At 46.6% G+C, this 22,729-nt stretch carries 21 protein-coding genes; 9 read left to right on the top strand and 12 right to left on the bottom strand.

The features are described from left to right. Window positions 1-157 precede the first annotated feature (157 nt). Window positions 158-2,014, top strand: a complete 1,857-nt coding sequence (locus tag ADU23_RS10195; RefSeq protein WP_053373646.1) for a sensor histidine kinase — start codon at window positions 158-160, stop codon at window positions 2,012-2,014. Next, window positions 2,011-3,639, top strand: coding sequence for a response regulator (locus ADU23_RS10190; RefSeq protein ID WP_053373645.1), 1,629 nt, complete (start codon window positions 2,011-2,013; stop codon window positions 3,637-3,639). Before ADU23_RS10195 ends, ADU23_RS10190 begins: the two co-directional genes overlap by 4 nt. An 86-nt stretch (window positions 3,640-3,725) precedes the next feature. Here ADU23_RS10190 and ADU23_RS10185 read toward each other — a convergent pair whose 3' ends face one another. Continuing rightward, a complete protein-coding gene (locus ADU23_RS10185; protein WP_053373644.1) occupies window positions 3,726-3,956 on the bottom strand; it encodes a cold-shock protein in 231 nt (76 codons plus the stop codon). Window positions 3,957-4,108: 152 nt separating this feature from the next. After that, window positions 4,109-4,783 (bottom strand): hypothetical protein, encoded by a 675-nt coding sequence (locus ADU23_RS10180; RefSeq protein ID WP_053373643.1) that lies wholly within the window; start codon window positions 4,781-4,783, stop codon window positions 4,109-4,111. 254 nt (window positions 4,784-5,037) lie between these two features. On the opposite strand from ADU23_RS10180, the gene ADU23_RS32060 reads away from it, so the two are divergent. Then, a complete protein-coding gene (locus ADU23_RS32060; RefSeq protein ID WP_141680421.1) occupies window positions 5,038-5,178 on the top strand; it encodes a DUF4023 domain-containing protein in 141 nt (46 codons plus the stop codon). A gap of 345 nt (window positions 5,179-5,523) precedes the next feature. Here ADU23_RS32060 and ADU23_RS10175 read toward each other — a convergent pair whose 3' ends face one another. The 5 genes from ADU23_RS10175 to ggt all read right to left on the bottom strand — a co-directional run bounded on the left by ADU23_RS10175 (window position 5,524) and on the right by ggt (window position 10,502). Beyond that, on the bottom strand, window positions 5,524-5,850 hold the full coding sequence (locus ADU23_RS10175; protein ID WP_053373642.1) for a hypothetical protein: 327 nt from the start codon (window positions 5,848-5,850) through the stop codon (window positions 5,524-5,526). 89 nt (window positions 5,851-5,939) lie between these two features. After that, complete coding sequence (locus tag ADU23_RS10170; protein WP_053373641.1) at window positions 5,940-6,638, bottom strand: pirin family protein; 699 nt, start codon at window positions 6,636-6,638, stop codon at window positions 5,940-5,942. 158 nt (window positions 6,639-6,796) lie between these two features. Next, window positions 6,797-7,657 (bottom strand): fumarylacetoacetate hydrolase family protein, encoded by an 861-nt coding sequence (locus tag ADU23_RS10165; RefSeq protein ID WP_053373640.1) that lies wholly within the window; start codon window positions 7,655-7,657, stop codon window positions 6,797-6,799. Window positions 7,658-7,673: 16 nt separating this feature from the next. Beyond that, the gene (locus tag ADU23_RS10160) at window positions 7,674-8,867 is read right to left on the bottom strand and encodes an amidase (RefSeq protein ID WP_053373639.1); all 1,194 of its coding nucleotides are present in this window, start codon (window positions 8,865-8,867) and stop codon (window positions 7,674-7,676) included. A 27-nt stretch (window positions 8,868-8,894) separates the two neighbouring features. Continuing rightward, complete coding sequence (ggt, locus tag ADU23_RS10155; protein WP_197286055.1) at window positions 8,895-10,502, bottom strand: gamma-glutamyltransferase; 1,608 nt, start codon at window positions 10,500-10,502, stop codon at window positions 8,895-8,897. A gap of 228 nt (window positions 10,503-10,730) precedes the next feature. Between ggt and ADU23_RS10150 the strand changes: the two genes are divergently transcribed. From ADU23_RS10150 to ADU23_RS10140, 3 genes are read left to right on the top strand one after another with little or no spacing between them, the layout of a single operon-like run. Next, on the top strand, window positions 10,731-11,213 hold the full coding sequence (locus ADU23_RS10150; RefSeq protein WP_053373638.1) for an Lrp/AsnC family transcriptional regulator: 483 nt from the start codon (window positions 10,731-10,733) through the stop codon (window positions 11,211-11,213). A 3-nt stretch (window positions 11,214-11,216) separates the two neighbouring features. After that, the gene (locus ADU23_RS10145; RefSeq protein WP_269433069.1) at window positions 11,217-11,852 is read left to right on the top strand and encodes a chromate transporter; all 636 of its coding nucleotides are present in this window, start codon (window positions 11,217-11,219) and stop codon (window positions 11,850-11,852) included. Next, a complete protein-coding gene (locus tag ADU23_RS10140) occupies window positions 11,839-12,384 on the top strand; it encodes a chromate transporter (RefSeq protein WP_053373637.1) in 546 nt (181 codons plus the stop codon). Before ADU23_RS10145 ends, ADU23_RS10140 begins: the two co-directional genes overlap by 14 nt. A gap of 71 nt (window positions 12,385-12,455) precedes the next feature. Here the strand turns inward: ADU23_RS10140 and ADU23_RS10135 are convergent, their stop codons facing one another. From ADU23_RS10135 to ADU23_RS32725, 4 genes are all read right to left on the bottom strand, one after another. Further along, entirely contained in the window at window positions 12,456-13,484 is a 1,029-nt protein-coding gene (locus tag ADU23_RS10135; protein WP_053373636.1) for a M50 family metallopeptidase, read from the bottom strand. A gap of 14 nt (window positions 13,485-13,498) precedes the next feature. Further along, entirely contained in the window at window positions 13,499-16,612 is a 3,114-nt protein-coding gene (locus ADU23_RS10130; protein ID WP_053373635.1) for a type 2 lanthipeptide synthetase LanM family protein, read from the bottom strand. Window positions 16,613-16,692: 80 nt separating this feature from the next. Further along, on the bottom strand, window positions 16,693-16,875 hold the full coding sequence (locus ADU23_RS10125) for a hypothetical protein (protein ID WP_053373634.1): 183 nt from the start codon (window positions 16,873-16,875) through the stop codon (window positions 16,693-16,695). Window positions 16,876-16,916: 41 nt separating this feature from the next. Then, complete coding sequence (locus ADU23_RS32725; RefSeq protein WP_157265709.1) at window positions 16,917-17,093, bottom strand: hypothetical protein; 177 nt, start codon at window positions 17,091-17,093, stop codon at window positions 16,917-16,919. Between the two features lie 164 nt (window positions 17,094-17,257). Here ADU23_RS32725 and ADU23_RS10120 point away from each other — a divergent pair, with 164 nt between their 5' ends. Together ADU23_RS10120 and ADU23_RS10115 are read left to right on the top strand one after the other, a co-directional pair. Further along, window positions 17,258-19,471 (top strand): peptidase domain-containing ABC transporter, encoded by a 2,214-nt coding sequence (locus tag ADU23_RS10120; protein ID WP_197286143.1) that lies wholly within the window; start codon window positions 17,258-17,260, stop codon window positions 19,469-19,471. Continuing rightward, the gene (locus tag ADU23_RS10115) at window positions 19,472-20,827 is read left to right on the top strand and encodes an HlyD family efflux transporter periplasmic adaptor subunit (protein WP_053373632.1); all 1,356 of its coding nucleotides are present in this window, start codon (window positions 19,472-19,474) and stop codon (window positions 20,825-20,827) included. A 109-nt stretch (window positions 20,828-20,936) separates the two neighbouring features. On the opposite strand, the gene ADU23_RS10110 is transcribed toward ADU23_RS10115, so the two are convergent. Beyond that, complete coding sequence (locus ADU23_RS10110; RefSeq protein ID WP_053373631.1) at window positions 20,937-21,758, bottom strand: helix-turn-helix transcriptional regulator; 822 nt, start codon at window positions 21,756-21,758, stop codon at window positions 20,937-20,939. 318 nt (window positions 21,759-22,076) lie between these two features. Here ADU23_RS10110 and ADU23_RS10105 point away from each other — a divergent pair, with 318 nt between their 5' ends. Then, window positions 22,077-22,724 (top strand): response regulator transcription factor, encoded by a 648-nt coding sequence (locus ADU23_RS10105; RefSeq protein ID WP_053373630.1) that lies wholly within the window; start codon window positions 22,077-22,079, stop codon window positions 22,722-22,724. Window positions 22,725-22,729: the final 5 nt, after the last annotated feature.

The raw sequence follows: 22,729 nt of genomic DNA, 5'->3' as shown, positions 1-22,729 counted from the left end.
GGATTCATTCTGCTTGCTAATCACAGTATAAAACCGAGCCCCCTGCCAAACCACAGAGGATCATGATAAGGTAGGTGGACTATATTGACCATCCGTTGCATGATCGGTTACTGTGTATGCAAGAGCAACATGACCAGAAAGCGGGCGGATGGTGGCCATGAATACAGTGAAGCCGTTTAATACGATTCGGAAAAAGCTCATGCTTCTGCTGCTTGCAGCAACGATTTTGCCGATTGCGACCTCGATGATCATTTCCTATAATGCGACAACAAAATCGATCAAAGAGGATGCCATCGCCAAAAACTATCGGCTGCTATCGCTTGGCAAAACCAACATTATGAACTATATGAACAACATTAACCAGAAGTCGCTTGCCGTGTATAACGCGATGAACGTGCCTCGCTCCTTGTACTACATTTTGGAGCACAGCATGGAGGACGAGGTGTTCCCAAACGACATTACCGATGTCATTCGCAACCGTAATTTGCTGAAGGACCATCTGTACAACATTTATCAAAGCGTAAGCGAATTTCATAAAGTACGGCTTTACGTCGTGAACCAAAATGCGACCTATCTGCTCTGGAATGACGACATTAAGGTGGGCCAAAATGAAGCCGCCATCCCGCAAACCGCGAAGAAAGCGTACATTGAGCCCACGCATCAGAGCCATAACTACGGGCTCGTTGATCTCAAATCGGCGGCGACCGAGGAGATGGTGTTCACGCTGCACCGGCCCATCTTTCTAGCGCCCAGCGAGGAGCTGCTCGCTGAGCTGTCCATCGATGTGCGGCTGCAGGTGCTTGCGGACTTGAACCGCCAGCTCTATGACGGCGGGGAGGAAAGCTTTTATATCGCTGACGCCAAAGGCAACATCGTGTTATCCACGAATGCAAACGAGATCGGTGCAAAATCGCAGCAAAGCTGGTTCGCGACCGTTGCAGACTCGGGGCTGGACAGCGGACATTTCGAATGGAAGGCGGAAGCGTTCGACGGCATGATTTTTTATGATCGGATTAAGACGCCTTATATGGACTGGTATTTAATTAAACAGACTCCCTACAAGCATCTCTACAGCGCCGCCGATCGAATCGCCCGCATTAACACCGCAGTCGGAATCGCTTTTCTCGCGATCGTGGTGCTGGCTACGCTGTTCATTTCCATCCGGTTTACGAAGCCGCTGCTTCGTTTGATCGGGTATGTAAACAAAATTGAAACGGGCAATTTGAACGTGTCGATCGACATTCACAGCAATGATGAAATCGGCTTGCTCGCCAGACGTTTCCGGTCGATGATGCAGACGATCAACAACTTGATTTTGACCGAATACCGGCTTGAAATCGCCAATAAGACCAATGAGCTGAAAGCGCTTCAAGCTCAGGTAAATCCGCACTTTTTGTATAATGCGCTGCAGTCTATCGGAACCGTTTCGCTGCAGCACGGCGACACCAAAGCCTACTCGCTCATTACGTCCCTTGGCAAAATGATGCGCTACAACATGAACACGATGGACGCCGTCGTGGAGCTCAGGCGCGAGCTGGATTACGTACAGGCATATCTGGATTTGCAGAAGCAGCGTTTCGATACAGCCTTGCATATCCAGCTTCACATTGACGAGCAGACAAAGGGTATTCTCGTTCCGAAAATGATTTTGCAGCCGCTGCTCGAAAACTTCTTCAAGCATGGCTTTGTCCAATCGTCAGAGGAGCCCTCCGAGCTGATCATTAGCAGCTTTTTGGATGAGGGTGGGCAACGGCTTACTATCGAGGTGCAGGATAACGGCAGCGGACTATCGGAGGAGCGTCTGCAAGAGGTGCTTGCACAAATGCAAATGGCGCCACCGCTCGGCGGCGCGAAGGAAAGTGAACAGGACGAGGGCGGCATCGGCCTGCATAACGTCCTCTCGAGGCTGAGGCTGCACTTTGATGCAACTGCCGCAATGGAGCTGCGCCATGTGCAGCCGCACGGCTTTTCCGTTACGATTCATATTCCGCTGGCGAAGGAGAATGAAGGATGAAGGCTTTAATCATTGACGACGAGAAGCATGTAAGGGAAGCGATTCGCCTTCTTGTGCCATGGAAGGACTTTGGCATTGATACGCTGCTCGAAGCGCAGGATGGACTAGCGGCTACCAGTCTCATTCGCTCGGAGAAGCCGGAAATTATTTTTACCGATATGATGATGCCGAACATGGATGGCACCGAGCTGCTGCAATGGGCAGCCGAGCATGCCCCCGCAAGCAAAATCATCGTTATCAGCGGGCATGACGACTTTAGCTTCGTTCGCCATGCGGTAAAGTTCGGCGGTGTCGATTATATTTTGAAGCCGATTGATGCGGAGCAGCTCGTCGGCGCACTAACGAAGGCAGTGAGCTGCTGGACGACGGAGGAGCAGGAGCGCAACCGCAAGCGCAGCATGAATATCGAGCTCAACCAGCTTAAGCCGATGTACTTGGAGCAATATTTCTCGGCGCTGATCAGCAAGCCGGGCTCCTATCCCGGCTTTGCCGATACGATGAGGCAGGAGCTTGGCATTACGGCACCCATTACCCGGGCGCGCATGGCTGTAGTCAGGCTGGAGCTTACCTCACCTGCTGTCAGAGAGAAGTTCGCTTCCGGAATGGATTTGCTGCTGTTCTCGATGACGAATATTTGCAATGAATTTCTGAGGGAGAAGGAGATCGGCTTTGCCCTACGCCACTGGGGTCAGGAGCATGAGCTGCTGCTTCTTTTCTGGGGAGACGCCGAGCGGGCGCCGGAGCTGATTGCGGACATGAACGATGCGTTTTTCTTAGCGCTGAAGACGCGTTTCCATGTCGGACTAGGGCAAGCTGCCCCCTTCCCGGAAGCGGCGGCTGCCGCCTACAACCAAGCGAAACAAGCGCTGCTGCGGCGAAATTTGCTTGTCCGCGATTCGTACTGCCATCCGTTCGCGGCAGCAGGTTCCAGCCCCAAAAACACGCTGCTGCTGTTCAGCGAGCATGAGGAAAGGGTGCGCTTTGCAGTGCAAAGCGGCAATAAAGAGCAAATTCGCCGTGCCTTGCAGCCTTGGTTTGACCGGCTTGACCTTGGCGGTTATATTTCGCTGGAGCAGCTTATTCTTTGGCGGCAGCAATTCGAGGTCGCCAAGTCCATTTGGGAATACAACAACGAACACGGAGGCGCTGGCGCCGATCAAGAAAGCCGAGCTGCGGAGCATACCGCAATCCCTGTTGATTCCAGCGGCTTTTTTGATTATGAGCAGTGGAAGCAATCGTTACTTACCGAAGCTTACGAAGCAGCGAAACGAATGTCGGAGCATGACAAGGAACGCAGCGTCATCGCGGACATAGCCAAATATATTGAGCAGCATCCGCATGAGGATATTACGCTGCAGGATATATCGGAACGTTTTTTTCTAAGCAGGGAATATATTTCGCGCAAATTCAAGCAGGAGACAAACGAAAACCTGTCCGACTTTATTGCGGAGGTCCGCGTGAAGCGCGCCAAGGAGCTGCTTGCGAACGGGCAATTAAAAATTTCGCAGGTCGCTGAGCTGGTCGGCTTTCAGGACGAGAAATATTTTAGCCGCGTATTTAAGAAACGGACGAACTGCTCGCCCAACGATTACCGCAAGCACCATTACAGCGGCGATCAAGAGTAAGCTGCGAACAGAAAAAAAGCCAAGCTCGGCATGAACGGCTGTTGCCATTCATGCGAAGCTTGGCTTCTTTCTGCGGGAAGAGCCACCTACATGATCGGTGTGCCCTTCTTGAGCGTCTTCATATCACTATTGGAGTTATTGAGCGCGGGCAGCATTTTTTCGCCGCTGACCATTGGTTCATGGCAGATCAAACAAGTAGGAACGTGATCAAACGCAAAGTTATCGCGCATCCAACTGTTGCACCCTTCCGTCTCGCATGTCCATACCTTCGTGTTTTCTTCCGGAATCTCTTCAAGCGGTTTTTTACGATTGTACATGGTCAGCCCCCTTCGCGCTAAAAAAGGAAAAACTGCCTCGAACTTATGAGTAAGGGGCAGTTATCATTTATAAACAGCAGTGTATTGTGAATATTTGCTTCAAACTTGCAATTGATTTCATTGTACCATATTTCGTCCAATAAAGGCAAATCTCAGCCTATCGTTTTGTGCCTTTTTTTTGGAAAATCGCTGTAATAAGCAAATAACTGCTCTGCGGGCTTGAAATACAGATGTCCGTCCTCCCAAGGCTGGAAATGCAAGTCCATTCTGGAGTCCGGCCAATGGGCGGGCGTACCGGCTGTATTTAATTTGCCGGGCAGCACAGGCTCCTCCACTACTGCCGGAAATTCCTGATAACCGAACAGCAAATTTTCGTGCATGGCGATGATTTCGTATTTTGGCCCAAGGAATGCCCGTTCCTCCTGAAGCTGGTAATGATAATAAATATAGCTTGCCGCCATTTCCGGTTTTAAATGCGCCACTCTGCCAACTCGCCTCTCCACATGCTCTTTGCGCAGCCAATGCTCATAGCTCGCCGGTTCATTAAAATGAAAAACGTCGATCATCGGAACCCACTTGCGCGCTGTCGCCTGTCCCGGCCAATCCGCAAGAAAAGAGTCCATTTCCGGCAGCAGCTCTTCCGGCTCGATCAAAAGGTCCACGCATTCGCAGTAGACAAACACATTGCGCTCCCACTTGAAGCAGCCCACCGTCATAATCTCGCCTTGCTCGATGAGCTGATGCACCGCAGACCCTTGCTTCGCCGCTTCAATCGCTTCCTCTTCAAAGCCTTCTTGTATATACGCCCGCGCTATTACTCTAAACATAAGTACCTCGCTTCGCTTGATCGGATGATGAGCATTACTTGGTAATACTTTGTGTGCGGAGTGGAAATGACTGAAACATATGCTCGTTTTGCGGCTTTGCTGCGCTCGCTAGAGCGGGCACATATCGCTATCATAAGGGAGGACAAGCCCAGCTTTCAATCTCTATTTTACAAAAATACGGCCTAAGCGCCTGATTTCCTGAATGTTGGATATTCTAATGAATGGAGTTGTAAAACCATGAAAAGACGAGGAGGATGTTCAATTTGGAAAGCACAAGCGAATTCGTCGCAAAATTTAAAGCTACGCAGCACAAGGCGGAGCTGAATAAAAGACGGAACGGAAACGGCAACCCTGCCGAGAGACTTGCCAACAAGCAGCACAGCACGAATAAGTAAGAGCAGATCATTAACGTCTAATGACGCTGCTTGGCGGCGAAACAAAAACAGACCCTAGCAGCCTCACTGCTAAGGGTCTGTTTCATATGGAATGGAACGCAGTGAGCTACGTTGCAGCTTTGCAGCAGAAATAGCAGCCAAGGCGGGAATTAGCGTGTAAACAGGTGATTCTGCTGCACTAACTACATCCTAGCCAGAAAGTTAGCAAGGAGCGAGGGGTCCTGTTGTATTAACTGCAACGTAGCCAATGCTTTGAAGGTGCAGAAGGATTCTGTTGGGCCTAGATCCTCTAAAACTACAACTGAATCCTAGCCGCCTTCTCCAACATTGGTTCCCCTAGACTATTTAAACGGAATATTCATGCGGGTAATATTCAATGCGCGAATCCGCTACAATCGTCAGGCTGCTCTTTGCTGCGTCGTATTCGACCGGACCGTCTTTGACGTAATACCAGGTTTTTAGCGTAGGCTGATCATCATATTCCTTAAAAACAAACACGTTCAGCTCTTCCTTATGCGCCAACAGCTCCTCGATCTCCGCACTCCATGGCAAATTGACCGTGAACCTCCAGCCATTCCCCTCCGGAACGAGCGTATACGGAACATCCTGCTTATTCGAATCAATAAACATCCGCCCGCCCACCGCATGCTTAACAAGAAACGTTTGTTTCATCTCAATCCTCCTTAAAAGTTTGCGAATGCAAACTTACTTCGAAAGCGTGTGCTTAAAGTTTGCGAATGCAAACTTACTTCGAAAGCTCATTACGGCAAATCGATAAGCATAAAAAAGGCATGCTCCTCAGCAAAAAGCTTGAGCCCGTCCGCAGCTTCAATCTGCGCCGTATCTCCTGCCGCCAACGTTTCGCCTTCCGTCTGAAGCTGCCCCTCAATGATATATAAAAATTGCTTGCGACCCTCTTCTACTGCGTAATCAAGCTGCTTCCCCTGCTCTAATTTACTCAAATAGATCGTCATATTTTGCCCAATCGAAGCTACCTGCTCTAGAGGCTTATCGGAAACGACAGGGAGCAGCGCGTTATGCAGCTTACCCGTATCGAACCGGCTCGCTTCATAGGATGGCGCGAGGCCTCGCTCTTTTGGCATAAACCATAGCTGAAGCAGCCGCAGCTCTTCAACCTCTGAAGCATTAAACTCGGTATGGATGACGCCGGTACCTGCCGACATGCGCTGAACCTCGCCAAACGAGGATACGACAGCGTTGCCCAAATTATCCTCATGCCTAATTTGACCGTTTAATACGATGGACACAATCTCCATATCGCTGTGCGGGTGAGCGCCAAAGCCTCTTCCCGGTGTCAAATAATCATCATTGCATACACGCATGACACTAAAGCCCGTTCGATCCGGATCGTAATACGCCCCAAATGAGAAGCTTGGCTGGCTGCGCAGCCAGCCGAGATCGGCCATATGCCGCGTAGCAGCGGGAAATACGTTGATCATCGTCTCTCCTCCAAACAACTATTTATTTACTTACTTATTTATAGCAGTTTTCCGCCATGCAAGCAAGCCTCAAGAGCAGGCAAATACCTAACACAAAGAAGCAGCCGTTTCTCAAAAGAGAAACCGACTGCTTCCCGCTGCGCGTCTAGCCTTTAGCCTCAATCCCTGACAGGATTAAGCAAAGTTTCGAAACCGTCAATGCGGCACTCTACAATGTCGCCATCACGAATAACGACTGCACCCGGCGTGCCGGTCATAATAATATCGCCTGGCAGCAAAGTCATGACCTTAGAATGAAATGCTACGGCAAAATAAGGCCGGAACCTCATATTAAACACTTTGTTCCGATGCGCAACCTCGCCGTTAATGGCTGTCTCGACTTGAATGGCAAGCGGATCAGGAAATTCATCCTTCGTAATCAGCTGCGGCCCGAAGCTGAAGAAGGTATCAAAACTCTTGGCTCTTGTTAAGTAACGTTGATGTCTGGCGTGAATATCGGACGCCGTTACATCAATCGTCGTCGTATAACCCGCAATTACATCGTACACCTCAGCCTCCGTTATATTTTTGCAGGTCTTGCCGATGATAATCCCAAGCTCAGCTTCCGCCGTTATTTTCCCGACATCCGCAGGGATACGTATCGCATCCAGCGGACCGATAATCGTCGTATCCGGCTTCATAAAGCTAACCGGCTCGTCATTCGGATCAATGGCTGCAAGCTCCTCCGCATGCTGCACATAGTTCATGCCAATGCCCCATATTTTGCGCGGCTGGCGGTACAAAGGCATATATTCCGCCCGCCCATAAGGAATAGCTGCCAATTGCTCTAGCTTATCCTTGCCGCCGCCCTCATACCAACCGGTTAAAGGCTCCAGCTCGCCGAGGCGAATAAGCTCAAACAGCTCCGTGCTCCAACTCGCCGCTTCTGCTTCATTAATCGTCTCCATTAATACAAGCCCATTCGCGCTAGGCAGCGCGGCAAGCTCCCTTCCATTCACTTTTACGGATGATACTTTCATCGTTTTAGACTCCTTCTCATTCGCTCAATGGTTTGATTCGTGCTGCGACATGCCCGGCTACCCATTCGAGCAGCCTTATATCTTGATTGCGTCCTGCGATAAAAGAAAGGCCAATGGGATAACCCTGCTCGCCCGCAATCGGAACCGTTACCTGAGGCAGTCCTGCAAGTCCGGCAACACAGCTCATTTCGAGCGTTTGCACCCTTCTCCGCTCGACCTCAGGGCCCGCCATATGAAGCGGCGGCGCAATTGCAGGCACGGTCGGCGCAACGATCACCGTATTCTCGCCAAGAAGCTCATCCATTCTTATCCGAATCTCTTCTCGAAGGATATAAGCCGCACCGCTTTCTTCAAGCTTAAGCGTGCTTGCCCATGCAAATCGCTCGGCAATGCCCGGCCCGAAGGAAGGCTTCTCGCGTGTAATCCAATCCTGATGCTCCCGCCAAATTTCCAGCCCTTGAATCGTGCGAAAGGCGTTCATCCATTCCCGCAACCCGTTTGGAGCAACAACGGTATCCTCATGCTGATCCGCAAGTTCACGCAAAGCCTGAAAATAACGCGAAGCAGCAGCAAATGAAAACTCATCGGTTAAGGACCATAAATCTTGGGCAAATACTATTCGCGGGAAACCTGCTTCCCCGCTCCCTTGCGAATCCAGCAGCACACGGCCCACATCAAGCAGCGTCTTCGCATCCCCGGCCATCCAGCCTACCGTGTCAAAGCTTGGCGCAAGCGGAATGAGCCCTTTCACAGCAACAGCCCCATGACTCGGCCTTATTCCGTAAATGCCGCAATAAGCGGAGGGCACGCGAACCGAACCGCCTGTATCCGTACCAATTGCAAAATCAGCTAACCCCGCCGATACCGCAACCGCCGAGCCGCTTGAGGAGCCGCCCGGAATTCGTCCTAATGCTTTCGGATTCACGGGAGTGCCGTAATGTGCGTTCTCTCCATTAATGCTATACATGAGCTCATCGGTCATCGTCGTTCCTATCAGCTTCGCGCCGCTGCCAAGCAGCTTATCTACAACCGCTGCATGCCTCTCCGACGGTTCATGCGTTCGAAGCCAATCCGGATTGCCGGCGCTCGGCGTGTGGCCTGCAATGTCGAATACATCTTTAACTGCAAATGTTTTGCCGCTCAAGCTGCCTTCTGCATACGGCATTGCGACTACTTTTTCATTCGCATACGCGTTCCAGTTATGCTTCATCTACATCCCTGCCTCCACTTCACTCATCTACCAGCCTATTGCTGCGCCATCGCAGCGCGGGTCCGACCCGCCTTGCAGGAAACCCTGCTCGTCACGCAATATCGCATGGGCATGCCCCATAATGCCGTCAAAATCTTTGACCTTCCGCACGGTATGACCAGCCTCTGCCAGCGAGTCCAATACTTCGGCGGAGACACGCCCTTCTATTTTCAACTCCTGCGTAGGCTCTCCCCATGTTCGGCCCCACACCCACCTCGGCTCGTTAATCGCCTGCTGCGGGTCCATGCCGTAATCGATCATCCGCGTAAAAATCGCCGTCTGCGTTTGCGGCTGCCCTTCCCCGCCCTGCGTCCCGTAAAGCACGGCAGGCTTGCCGTCCCTGCACGCCATAGCCGGCATGAGCGTGTGAAACGTTCTTTTGGCCGGCTTCAAGCTGTTTACATGACCGGGATCCAGCGAGAAGAACGAGCCGCGATTTTGCAATAAAACACCCGTATTGCCGGCGACGACCCCGGAACCGAATTCAAAATACAAGCTTTGGATAAAAGAGACCGAGTTGCCGTCCGCGTCCACGACCGCCGCATAAGCGGTATCGCTGCCGAGCACCTCGGATTTTTCCGATGAGGCGCGGTTTATTTCAATAGAAGCCGCTAGGCTTGCCGCATAGCTTTTGTCCAGAAGCCGCTCAAGCGGCACGTTCGTAAATGCCGGATCGGATAAATATTTATTCCGGTCACGGAAGCTCAGCTTAAGCGCCTCAATGCAAAGCTGGTAATAATCATGCGAGCCATGTGCGATCTCGCCCAGCTTAAACTGCTCTAATATATGAAGCGCCATAATGCCGGAGAAGCCCTGTGAGTTCGGCGGCATCTGATGTAGCGTATAACCTCGGTACGAGCCCTCGACCGGTGTCACCCAATCGCCATGGTGATCGGCAAAATCATCCGCTGTCAGAAGCCCGTCATTTTTCCCGAGGAAATTCGTTATCTCCTTCGCAGTCTCTCCCTTATAAAATTCATCGCGCCCAAATTCAGCTAAACGGCGCAGCGTCTTCGCTAGCGCAGGCTGCTTGAAACGCTCCCCGGTCTTAACCGCTTGGCCGCCAGGCAAATAAATATCAGCCGTTTCAAGCGTCCGTGCGAGCACCGCCTCATTATGAACCGTATTGTGATATTGATCCTTCGACATCGGAAAACCATTCTCGGCATATTCAATAGCGGGAGCAAGCACCTTCGCCCATTCCAATCGACCGTACTCGCGGTGAACCGCATCCCAGCCGTCTACCATTCCCGGCACCGTGACGATGCTGCCAATGCCCCGATTGGGTATCGCCGCCAGTCCTGCATACGCGCCGACGCTCGCATTATAGCCTGATCTGCCGCTTGCGTTATAGCCGCGCACTTTGCCTTCCGTATGTTCATAAGTAAGCCAAAAAGAATCTCCTCCGAGACTCGTCATATGCGGATAAACGACTGCAAGGCAGGCGCTGACAGCGACAGCCGCGTCAAAGGCGCTGCCGCCTTGCTCCAAAATACGCGCACCAGCCGCAGTAGCTAAATAATGAGGACTTACGACCATTGCTTTTGTTCCGATTACGGACTGATTCACGGCTATCACTCCCAAAAATATTTTCATTTTGAACGAATCTCGCAAATTAACGAATTAGATGATAGATAACATAACATCTTATATGAATTTAAAATACCACCTAAACAGATGATAGGCAACTAAAATGTAATTATTTTTTATTTATTGTATTGAAAACGAATGGAATTGTGTATATATTTATACATATGGTAATTAAATGATGATATTACAAGACATCTTGAATTTACACCAAATGAAATTGGAGCTGATATACACATGCAGATGAAACCAGCCGATGAGACCTCTACGGTTGAAATTGACGATATCGATCGTAAAATTATAGCTGAACTCAATATTAATGGAAGAATATCTTACACAGACTTGGCAAAAGAGATCGGTTTATCGCGAGTAGCCGTTCAATCCCGAATTAATGCGCTGATGGATGGCGGCGTAATTGAACGCTTTACAGCCGTTATTAACCCCGAGCGAATCGGCATTCATGTCTCGGCATTTTTTAATGTGGAGGTGGAGCCTAAGCATTTGCACGCCGTTGCTGACCAGCTTTCAACAGAGCCGTTCGTCACAAGCCTCTATCACATGACTGGACCGAGCAAATTGCATATGCATGGTCTTTTTCGCAACAACCAGGAGATGGAGCATTTTCTGAAGGATAAGCTGTACACCTTGCCAGGCATTATGAGCGTAGACTGCCAGGTCCTTATTAATCGTTATAAGAGCCGTATGGGAATGAGGTTGTAGCGTATGGCGAGCAAAATCATGAGCAACCGCTACATGCAGCTGTCGTGGGCGATGATGAAGACAGGCATTATCGGCTACGGCGGAGGCCCGTCCGTTATTCCGCTTATACGTTACGAGGCGGTTACCAATTACAAATGGATAGAAGATGAGGAATTCGGCGAAATACTTGCGCTAGCCAATGCTCTGCCAGGGCCTATCGCAACAAAGATCGCGGCATATCTAGGTTATAGGGAGAAAGGTACGCTGGGTGCCATCGTGTCCGTTCTAGCCCATATTGTCCCGTCGGGAATTGCAATGATCTTGCTGCTTACGACCGTCCAGTTTCTTAGCAGCGCCGCCTTCATTCAGGGAATGATCGGCGCGGTCACACCCGTTATCGCCGTTATGCTTGGCATGATGGCGTACGAATTTGGCGAGCGGGCCGTCAAAGGACTCGGCAAATACGTTGGTTTCGGCTTCTTTGCCATCGCATTCGGTTTGCTGCAAGGCATTCATATTCATCCCGCTATCGTCATCCTTTTATTTCTAGGTTATGGCGCCTTTCATCTTAGAACGGTCGCAGCCCTTCAGCGCAGAAAACAACAGAAGCAGCAGCGCGGCGCAGAGCAGAAGGAGGGTGTAACGCGTGGAATGGATTAATCTTGTCATCGGTTTCTTTATCGCTAACGTGCTCGGCTACGGCGGCGGTCCCGCATCCATCCCGCTCATGTACCGGGAAATCGTGACCAACCATGAGTGGACGACGCCGGTCGAATTCTCGAATATACTCGCCCTCGGCAACGCGCTCCCTGGTCCAATCGCAACAAAAATCGCCGCTTTTGTCGGCTACGATGTTGGGGGCTGGATCGGCTCCGTCGTCGCTTTGGCGGCAACCATCGTCCCGTCAGCAGTAGCGCTGATCCTACTGCTAAAGGTGCTGCAGAAGCATCGTCAATCCCCCGTCGTAAAAGGGATGACCCTGCTCGTTCAGCCGGTCATTGCCATTATGATGCTGCTGCTAACTTGGCAAATGGCAGAGAGCTCCGTCCAATCTATCGGAATCATCCAATCGCTTATTATTGCCGCCGTCGCCTTCTGGGCGATGCAATTCCGCAAGATCCACCCAGCCATTGTCATTGTGATCGCATTCGCTTATGGCGGGCTTGTCATTCCGCATTTGAATGTGCTGTAATTCATGAGCAAACAGGACCGTCCTCCCCTTTAAGTTTCTTTGCGGGGTGGACGGTCCTGTTTTTTGGATGGTTATATAGATACACTAGACCGATTATTGATTCTACGATTCAGATTCTCGTAACCTGTCTCGCAATAGAAAAACGGGGGAATGTAAGTCCTGTTGTTAAGCTCCGATAATTCATCAACTATACCGATGAAATGCCTCGCCCGCTTATGCTGATAGACGGCATCCTCACTAGTCGCTTGATACCGTTTTTCCAGACTATAAAACCATTGTTCCGCTTTTTGTTTATCGGCTCCAGACACAATCCGATAAGTAATGAAGAGATAGGATAACGCTAGCTGTTCCTGTTTTACTTTTTTTTCGGCCGGCTTGTCGTTTAGCTCTCTAATAAACTTAGCCAGAGATTTCTCTAGTGAAGCAGGCAGCGCTTGAATATAATCAGCCAAGTAAAGCTCCAACATAATGTGACAATACGACAAATAGCCCTTTGTCTTTTTCGTTTCCCGAAGTTGCTCCAACTGCTCCGCTTGCTGAAGCAGCTTAGTTACAATGAAACGATTGGACTCCTTGTCAGAATCATTGCTGTAAATGGACCATATATAGATATGTCCTGCAAGCAACAATTCATGTCCCATGAACATTTGGACAGCAGCAGCAATCTCTGAACTGCCCAGCAATGTGAGAATGGAAAAGCTTATTACAATCGTTAGCAACGTGACGGCAATGGTCTGATTCGGTATATAGCGGCTAAGCAGAATAAAGGCGATAATGCTTGCCCATTCCAACAAAGGCCCCGCAATAGCTACTAAAGCTACCTTTCCCCTTAACGAATGATATTGTTTGTCGTTATGAATACCGTGGATCAGCGGATGAACTCTGCCAAAATAAGATTTACGGGTATGCTTCACATATCGGAAATGGTACTTTCCGTCTTGTAAAACAAGGAAAAAAGGGCCCACCGAAAAGGAGGAGACCCTAAAGCCGACCAACCATGCGCCAAGGGCATGACCCAATTCATGAATAAGGACCCATATGAACAATACAGGAATTGTTCCAAGGATATAGGTAATTAAAAATAATACAACATCGTTCAAGACAAGCACCTCCTCTAAACCGATAACTCCAGGTTGAGCACGTCTGGAACCTTTTTACTATTATACAATCTCAGCATAGTATAGCCAATACCTGTAATTCCTGTGAATAATCCCACTGTCGTATAGCCAGGCACCGTCCGAAATTGATAGCCAGGCCGCCGCTCTGCTTCCGCCCAAATAGCTGATATTTTTTCATTAATCAGTTGCTTCACTTCAGCATCCGGGCTTGTCTCGTAAACGTTGAGCAAAAACTCCAAATCCCCCATGTTTCCATGGCACAAACTATCCTCTTGCTTTAAACCTGACGATATTTGTTTAACCATCCGAGATATCAGTTGTTCCCTAAGAGGAATATCTGCTATTTGCAACTGTGCCGAAAGCGCGTTGCCTATTCCTACTATGCCATTGCACCAGGAAGTAGATGTGCCGTTTTCTTCTCTTAGACGAGATTGAACTACGTTTAGAAGTTCGTTGGTGTAATCTTTACCCTTCTGGGTCGGTGCAACCTCAACATAAGCGAGAAGCGCACTAGCCATGCCGACTATACCATGCGCCATGCCGCTTTTTTCCTCAGCGATTTGGTCTATTGATAATTTGTCCATGATACAACCAACAGAAACCTCCGCTATATCCAAAAACAGCTGTTCTCCCAGTAGCTTGTGCAAAACAATCATTAGCTTCACAATTCCTGCGTGGCCGCTGATCCAATCGTTATACTGGATGAGCTGCTGGTTGTCTCGCAAGTAAGTTGAAAAGCGCAAAATATGTTCATGAATTTCCGGGCTGCGATTATCAGCATACATTACCGCAAGAGGGAACAAAGCGGATACACTGTCATAATACGCAGATAATCCCTTGTCCGAGAGTGGCGAGCTGACAATTGAATGTATAAGAAGCTGAATGGCATCTGAATACTTGTTCTGCCCATTAATCTTATCTAAGGCGTATAAAAATAATAAAATACCCGGTAAACCTTGATACAAACCTCCGTCGAGCGGCCTCATTTTCCAGCAATGATGTATATCGTCATAAAGCACATTGTTCCAGTTTAGCGTTTTGCCGTCCGGCCCAAAAATGGCTTCTTTCATAATAACTTCGGCGATTTTATCAGCTTCTTTTAAGAGCAGTTCTGCGTCTGCCCCAAAAACATCAAGCCCGTGCTCGTACACGGCAGGCTTGTCATTTAGACACTGCCCAGTATCCGTTGTGCCATCATGCATGCCGAAGGTTACTTTCATATGCGTAACCTGCTTTACCACTTCATCATCAGTTAAATTTTCTATAAGTCGGCTTACCATATCGTAAGTACTCTCTTTAAAATAATTTGCAATCCTTACCCCTGTACTGCTTATCAAATCTTTGCTGTCAGCCTCGCCATAAAAAATCGGAATATCATCATTTAAAAGATCGATGATTTCATATGGCACGCCGCGCTTATCTCTGTAATTAAAGCCCCATGAGTTAAAGAATAGCCGCTCCATGCGCAGCATGTCAGAGGTATAGTTAGGGTGTGAGGAAAACTCATTTAGCTTTGCATAGTTCTGGGTTGCTTTAAGCAAATGCCGAATAGCCGTTCCCTTAAACAGAGGCAGCACCTCATCTATCAATTCCCTCTTGTTGCGTTGAATGAATGCCATCGTTCGTTCGAAACCTTCAAGAATGTGCATTTTATAATCCGCGTAGTTTATCTTCTTACCATTTAGCTGAACGATATTGCTTCCGCCTTTAAGCACAACCTCTTGGTAATCGTATCGCATCGTGTCCTTGCTAGAGTCAACTAAACCAAGCAGCTTATAAGGTAAAACCTGTGTATCGCCGTTCAGCCCGCTAATGTCAATTCCTTTGCTATCGCTCTTGGCGAAGGCGACGATAGGCAACAGCCCCGTGCCGGCCACGGACTCAATGCATTCAATGAAAGCAGCGCTTAGCGCATCATCCCCGAAATTCAGAGCGTGTGATTGCTGCTGGAATAACGTCTCCAAATCAATGATTATCGGATATTGAGAGCAAGCAATTATATTTTCAAAGTGAATATCGTTTCCTCTTAAAATATAAATAAGCGCGCAGAGCTGGCCAAAACGCTTGTAGAATCGCTGCACCTCTTCTTCCGTTGCACATTCCTTATATGAAATGAATTGTTCAAAGGTAAACTTGTCGCCATAGAAAGCCTGATTCACTCGCATATCAAGCAAATCGCTGCTGTCATTGAACCACTCGGCGAACTGCGCAAACCTCTGTTGAATTCTTAAATTTCTTGGTTTATAAATAATGGTCGTAGCTTCACCCAGAAGAATCTTTACTACAAATCTTGCCTGTTGATGCGTGTCACCCTGATCACAGCTAAGACTCGTAATGACATTATGTTGAGGATCAAATTGCAGCGCTTCCGAAACCTCGTAAAAATGGTTGTCCAGATTACCCAACACTTCTTTAAAATACGTGATCAGAAATGAGCATTTCATTGTAATTCTTCTTGCCAGCACCGGATATTTTGCATAGAACTGAATGAGATTATCTTGATCCACAAACCGTTTGCGAATAAAGTCAACAAATCGCTGCGCTGAATCCTCACCCTCAATCACATGGGTCGTTTTATATTGATGTAGATCCCACACCATAGTCTTGCTGCTGATTTGAACGAGGGAATTCGCAATTTTTTCTAAAATGGTTTGCAACGCCGCGGGCTCGATTTTAATCGTACGCAGTTGTTTTATCGCAGCAGAAAGTTCATTTCCAGACCAAATAAGAAACGGAGAAATGCTCAAGCTAAAATCAAAAACCTGTATCTTCTGCTCATAAGCATCCTTCTGTTCGTAATAGTCATTCATTGCGGCTGTAAATTGCTTGAACCATTCATGCTTCGAGAGTTCATCCGAAGGATCGATTTCAACGGCATCATCCAAACTAGCGAAGCCCTGATTGAATTGTGTTTTGGTTTGCCCCGAGTCAGCCAGCATTTCAAGAAACTCTTTTTCCTTACCTAATCCGCGTGTGCTGACCCATTCGTCTAATCGTGCATATTCATTGTTAGTTATACCGCAGCCTTTGAATAGTTCCTTTCGCTCGCTTATCGTCAACGCATTCAAAAAAGGTCGAGTATCGATAATGCTTCTTAGCTTCGTCGTCATTAAGTACGCCTCCAAATTGATTGAACTAGGTGGTAATGGAAAGCAAGCAGGGACGGCATTGAAGCCGTCCCTGTCGAATCCTATTTGCAAATGGTCACGGTAAGCGTGAGCGAAACGGCTCCGCCGATCACGATGCTCGCGCCAATACACGCAAGTGTAGTGGAAGTCAGCACGGAAGTCCAAGCGGCTCCACCATCAACTTCCATCATTTCACTTTCAGTTAAATCTTCAAATGCTGCGCCAACCATAGTAATTTGCTCCATGTATTCCAGCTCCTAAAATGTATTTTGAGTGCTGCGAACGACTACTTTGTAATTGTCCACCAAATCGTTACGCCAATTACCCCAATACCCGCCCCAACGGAGCAAGGAAGAGTTGTAATCGTTGCGACAGTAGCCCATGCTCCGCCGTCCGCTTCCATCATTTCATCTTCAGAAAGCTCCTCGTATGCGAAACCAATAACCATCTCATCTATCTTCATTATGTACGTCCACCTCCTTTCATAAATCTAGTATTGCATCAGTTAGTTGCTGGTAACAATATCTATAATTGTATGTAAATTAGGTGATTCCGGTATCCTATTTGGGATATTAATACGACAATCTTTTTAGCATATAATAGGCTTGATAGAGAGGGGGGAGTCCTATTTTTACATTCAAAAAATACTCCTGTGTTAAACAAACGGATATGAAAGAATGTGGCGCCGCCTGTTTGGCGACCGTTCTAAAGCAGCATGGAATGAAAACGTCGTTAACAAAAATTCGCGAGGTTGCCGGAACCGACAAAAAGGGGACGAACGTATTCGGGATGGTGAAGGCAGCTGAACGGCTTGGCTTCTCTGCCAAAGCCATTAGGGGCACTAAAGAAAATTTCTTTCAGCAGTTCCCTCTTCCAGCTATTGCACACATCGTATTGGATCAGAGCCTGCTGCATTACGTCGTCATACATAGCGTCTCCAAAAATACAATTATCGTAGCCGATCCCGCTCAAGGGATTATGAAATATACGCCCGAGCAGTTTTTTAACGTGTGGACTGGCATTTTAATTTTAATGGTTCCATCCCAGTCGTTAGACAAGAGCGGCAATACAAAAGGATCATTCGGTCGATTTTTCTCTCTATTGCTGCCCCATCGCAAAACGCTGGTTTTAATCTTTTTCGTCTCCATGCTTTACACCTTAGTAGGGATACTAGGAGCTTTCTATTTTAAGATGCTGCTTGATGAGATTCTCCCTTATGCTATGGAGAAGACGCTGCACGTTATATCCATTGGCGTTATAGCGCTAGCCGTATTTAAAATTATTTTGACCCTCTTTCGCAGCTATCTTCTATTAAAGCTCAGCCAAAAGCTTGATATCGCGCTCATTCTCGGATATTACCGCCACGTGCTTAAGCTGCCTATGCATTTCTTCTCCTCGAGGCAGACCGGAGAAATTATAGCCAGGCTTATGGATGCCTCCAAAGTGCGTGAAGCGATTTCGGGAGCGGCGCTAACCATCATGATCGATGTGCTAATGGTTATAACGGGCGGAATCATTTTGTATATGCAAAGCTCGTTTTTATTCGGAGTCACCTTTACACTAATACCTCTTTATGTCATTACCGTATGGCTTTTTCACAAACCGTTCGAGCGCATGAACCGCAACCAAATGGAAAGCAGCGCGACTTTAACCTCCTATCTGGTAGAGACTATAAATGGCGTCGAGACTTTAAAGGCATACACCGCCGAGAAAAAAGCAGATTTTCAAACCGAAAAGAAATTTATTGTCCTGCTAAAAAATATATTTAAGCTTGGTTTCTGGAATAATATCCAAGGAACGATGAAAGGGCTTCTTCAAACGGTTGGAGGCATCGTTATTTTATGGATTGGCGCCGTGCAGGTATTGAAGGGAGAACTGACCATGGGGCAGCTTATCACCTTTAACGCACTGCTAGTCTATTTTCTAGATCCGATACAAAATCTAATAAATATGCAATCCTCCGTGCAAACCGCGATAGTAGCTGCGGAGCGGCTAGGAGAAGTATTGGATTTACAGCCCGAGAAAAATGAAAATGAAGAAAAGAAGATCATGGCCGAGTCGCTGCATGGCGATATTGAGTACAAAAATATCGATTTTCGTTATGGAACACGGGAATTAATCTTGAAAGATATATCTTTAAAGGTCCGTAAAGGCGAAAAAATTGCTTTCGTTGGTGAAAGCGGCTCCGGCAAAACGACTCTAGTAAAATTGCTGCTGCGTTTGTACGAGATGGATAAAGGCGAAATCTCCATTGATGACAACAATATTCTCGATATCAATATGGATGTGCTGCGCAATAGAATTTCGTACATTTCTCAAGAAACATTCTTCTTTAGCGGTACAGTGCTGGAAAATCTAATGCTCGGGGTAGATGAGACCAACACGCCAATGGAACGGGTGATAGAAGCATCTAAGTTAGCACAAACACATGAGTTTATTAACAAGCTTCCGCTGCGTTACGATACAATGCTTGAGGAAAACGCATTTAATTTATCTGGCGGGCAAAGGCAGCGCTTAGCAATTACGCGCGCATTGCTGAAAAATCCGGATATTCTTATTTTAGACGAAGCAACAAGCAATCTTGACACGACGACCGAGCGTGCCGTTTCTGACGTTATCAACCGCATGGAAAATACAACAACCCTTATTATTGCCCATAGACTCAGCACCATTATGCGTTGTGACAGAATTTACGTTATGGGAGAAGGCAAAATATTAGAGTTCGGCAATCATAAAGAGCTGCTCGAGCAAAAAGGAAAGTACTATTCTTTATGGCGTGATCAACTAGATGAAAGTGGATCATCCTTCTTGGAGAAGGCTGTTACATACGGGGTGAGCTGATTGAGAACACAAATATATGAATGGAACAACATTTCAGACAGTCGCGAAATCATTGAATCAAAAAGCCCGGCTTTCATTGGATGGTTTGTATTCATCATAATGGGATTACTGATTAGCGCTTTATTATGGGCATGTTACGGAGAGGTTGATATTGTAGTCAAAGCACAATCGGTCGTGAAACAAAACAGAACGATAAGCACGGTTTCGAGTATGCTTATGGGCGAGGTAGCGGAAATTAAATACAAACGCGGACAATATGTCGAAAAAGGAGAAACACTGCTCATCCTAGATATGGGCAACATGCTTGTTGAACAGGACAGATTAACAGAAAAATATAACAAGAAACATGCTGAACTAGAAGAATTGCTCGCTTTCGAGAAAGAAATTTCTAAGCTAGAGAAAGCCGGAGAAACCACAACAGCCTCATTATCTTCCGAGGACAAGCTCTTGAAATGGAAAGTGTCACAAAACACAATTTTTAACAGCAAGCAAAAGGCGCAGAAAGAATTAGATCATCTCGTTCTGTTGGAGAAATCCGTTGATCTGGGTAAAAATCTGCTTCCAGAGAAATCCGTGTATTATTTTAGGTACGAAGAATTCAATACTAAAAAAGAGCAGCAGCATTTGCAATTAGAAGATGCAATGGATGCCCATAAGCAAAACGCGAGAACAAACCCGGATGAAAGCAGTACCGACCCTGTTATCAAAGTCCAGCTGGAGCAACAAAATTATACAAATGCTTTTAAGCTTGCGCTCCGAAAAGAAATAGAAACACAACAATTGAAGCTTGATGAGTATGATCTTGCGAGTCAGCAATTATATTTAGAAATCAATGATCAGATCATTGCGTTGAAGCAGCAAACCGAAGCGCTGCTCAGTGAAAAAGAGCAAGTCGATATCAGCATTAGCCAAAGAACGATTTCGGCCCCTATGTCTGGTGTTGTGAACGAAGCACAAGCAATAGCGGAAGGGGATATCATTCAGCCCGGAAATACATTGCTTACTATCGTTCCTGATCTTCAATCAGGTTTTCAAATGGATATTTACATTCAAAACCAAAATATAGGACAGATCATCAAGGGACAAGCGGTTAAATACAATATCCTCGCCTATCCTTCTAAAGACAATGGGCATCTAAAAGGAAAAATCACATGGATCAGTCCTAGCCTAAATGTAGATCTGGATACAGGGAATAACTATTATTTAGTAGAATCCACTCTGCTTTCCGAACCATTTGTCGATAAGCTTGGCAATGAGCTTAAGCTTAAAGAGGGAATGATTGCGGAGGCTCAGATAATTACGCATAGGGAAAAAATTATCCGTCTTGTTCTGCGAAAACTAAATTTGCACGATTAGAGCAAAAAAACAGCAAGCAGCGATCTATCCCATTTATTTTAGGGAATAGATCGCTGCTCATAAATCCAGCTATATTTAGAAGTCGGCTCTTGGAGAAGTATCCGCTTTTTTATTTATGGCTTACAAGCGAGTTGAATTTCCAGATGAATTGCCCTTTGTCATTCACTTGTGTTTTAGTATATACCTTTTTAATAATGTTACGGACACTACCTTCCGTAATGCCCATGTCGCCTGCTATTCTAAGCGTGCTGTGGTTCAAAAACCAACCATAAGCCGCTTCCTTCTCTCGCATAGACAGTCCATACTTGTTGAAGCATAAATAGGTGATCTCCTTCATCTTGCTCGGGCAATTCGACAGCAACTCCCGCTCTATATTTTTCTTCACCTGCATCATTACTGATACCGCGAAATCAATATCATATTTTAAATTAAAAGCCAGCTTTATGTAGGCCCTATTTTTATTATTAAGGACGATAGGCACGCATACGCAATTCCATTCTCTGAGCAGTTGAATATGATGCTCTTTACCGCGAACGACAGTCGGTTTTTCCAGCTCTATTGATAACGATATAGCATTGATCCCTTTTTTAGCCATTGAAAAAGAAAGACCCGGCATAATACCTTTGCCTTGCAAGAAATGAAGCATGCCGGACGAGCATAACATCTCAATCGCATCCCCATCCTGATCCGCAATGATAATAAAATAAGGAATGGATAGCGTTGATCGCAATACGTTTAATTCGTCCTTGGCAACATGCAGTAATTGGCTGTTGCTTTGTCTCTTCGCCCTTAAATCGGCGAGGGACAAATCCGGGACAAGCTCTTCTTTGACTGTACCTGAGAATGAAGAAAGCTGATGGTAAATATTCATTTGCTCTTGGTCAACATCTGCTAGTGTCAAAAAAATATTTTGCAGCTGTGCTTCAGGCATCATTTCCCCCCAAATGTTAATTGATTTTTGAAACAGTTATGCTTAAAGTTTAACCAGCACCTAAAAGTAATTTATACCAACTAACCCAAAGTATACAAGTCCTATAATTCTTAGTACTGTGTATATGATCAAATAAATAGAACGAATTTCTAAATAATTTATCTTTTCATTTCATTCACGCAAATCCATCTTCGGAAAATACTAATCTTCTTTTCGTTGCTTGCGACCTATCAATTTCCATATAATTTATCTATATGCAGGAAATAAGTCCCTGAATCCACAGTATGGGTAGTCCTAGAATAAACAAGGAGTGACTTCATGCAGCTAATACGTATTCTAATTGTAGAAGATGATCCAGTATGGCAGGAGTGTATTCACAATCACTTATCTCTTGTAGAAAATTTTCGAATTATCGGTTACGTTGACGATAAGGAAAGTGCCTTAAAGCTATTCCCGTTTGCTGACATTGTACTTATGAACGACTATAGTTCAAAAAATAAGTTTGATGGAATCGAACTATCTATCGAAATGAACGTCATTCAGCCTACAAAAATAATCCTTATGACAGAGGATTTAAATAAAGAAAACATTTTAAAAGCATTTGGCGCTGGCGCTGTGCATTGTATGCCCCGAGCTAATTATTACGAATTATCCCACATCATTCGAACTGTCGTACTTAATGGCAATTCAATCGAAGTACTGCTGGATGATTACGCAAAGTTGAAAAAAGATGCTATTCTTCATCAGTTATCACCATCCGAGAGGGAAATTTTCGAACTGCTTGAGCAAGGCTTCACTCAAATAAGCATTACCCGGACTTTGCACAAAGCTGAAAGCACTGTCAAAAATCAAGTAAGCAGCATTTTGAAGAAGATGAAAGTCCAAACATCCAAGCAAGCGCTTGAAAAAATTCAATTTAATGGCTATAGCAGGACAAAGACATTTAACAAGAAAAAACCTAATTAATCATT

The sequence above is a fragment of the Paenibacillus sp. FJAT-27812 genome (assembly GCF_001273905.1).
In the GTDB taxonomy this organism is placed as follows: domain Bacteria; phylum Bacillota; class Bacilli; order Paenibacillales; family Paenibacillaceae; genus Pristimantibacillus.
The sequence above is the reverse complement of the archived record's forward strand: the minus strand, read 5'-3'. Positions and strand labels throughout refer to the sequence as shown.